The 989-nt window shown below is 41.5% G+C and carries 2 protein-coding genes; both read left to right on the top strand.

The genetic code is table 11. The features are described 5' to 3' along the window. Positions 1 to 276: 276 nt before the first annotated feature. Positions 277 to 627: a TRL-like family protein gene (locus tag A3729_RS13535; RefSeq protein ID WP_068633991.1), complete on the top strand. Its 351-nt coding sequence runs from the start codon at positions 277 to 279 to the stop codon at positions 625 to 627. 126 nt (positions 628 to 753) lie between these two features. After that, positions 754 to 989: hypothetical protein (locus A3729_RS13530; RefSeq protein ID WP_197475847.1), on the top strand; the 236-nt coding region annotated here is incomplete at its 3' end.

Below are 989 nucleotides of genomic sequence, written 5' to 3'. Positions count from 1 at the left end.
AGTCCGGTAAAGTCGCCATCTAGGGTGTTTTTGTCTCTGGGCAAGTACAAAGGTTTTAACGTGGTGTTTGGTGTAGTTGGGTGTTCTAAAACATCTAACCAGTTCATCAAACATCACTCCGGCCACAAAAACACGTGGCCTGCGTTGGACGCACGATAGAGCCGTGCGCCGTTTATAAAAGCGTTAGGTGAAAAATTAGTAGGCAGCATTAGTTTCAATAAGATAAAATCTCGGTTCAACTTAAATCAATAACTTAAAATTAAGGAAAATCATAATATGTTAAAGAATAAACTGTTTGGTTTCGTAATAATCGTATCAGCCTTATTTATGTCAGGGTGCGCAACGAACCTGTTTCCAGGAGGCCCAACCCCAGCTGGTGTAATTATCACTAATGTGAAAGGCCCTGCTCAAAACTTAACCGTAGCAACCGATAAAGATGCACAGAGTTCAAAAATGGGCTCAGCGAGTGTATCTGCAATTGCTGGTTTATTTGCATTTGGCGATGCAAGTATAGATACAGCCATGAAAGAAGCCGGCATCACAAAGGTACATCACGTAGATCATCAAGTTAACTCTTTTCTATTTGGTCTTTGGCTACAAAACACAACCATCGTGCATGGAGAGTAAATATAGTACCACCTAACAAGTGCAGCTTGCGGAACTACGTGAGCTGTCACGTTTTGTGCGTTGCACAAAAAGCGCCATCACACTCCGTCCGCAACTGCAGGCGTTAGCTGTAAAAAAGGAGTTAAATTGAAGCACATATTTGTTATTGCAGTTTTAGCCTTATTGTCAGGTTGTAGTTCAATGGTAAAGACCGAAATTGGAGATTACGATTACGGCAAAAGTTTAAGTGAACTACAAAGTCAGCATATCGAGTTACAACCTCAGGATGGTTTATTCTCTGAACCACGAATTAGCATTCCATTAGATGATGCTAAAAGCCTTTGGGGAGAGCCCCAAAGTACGGAAAATCTATGGGGCGAAAA

This window comes from Oleiphilus sp. HI0043 (genome assembly GCF_001634935.1).
This window is presented reverse-complemented; position numbering and strand designations above follow the sequence as displayed.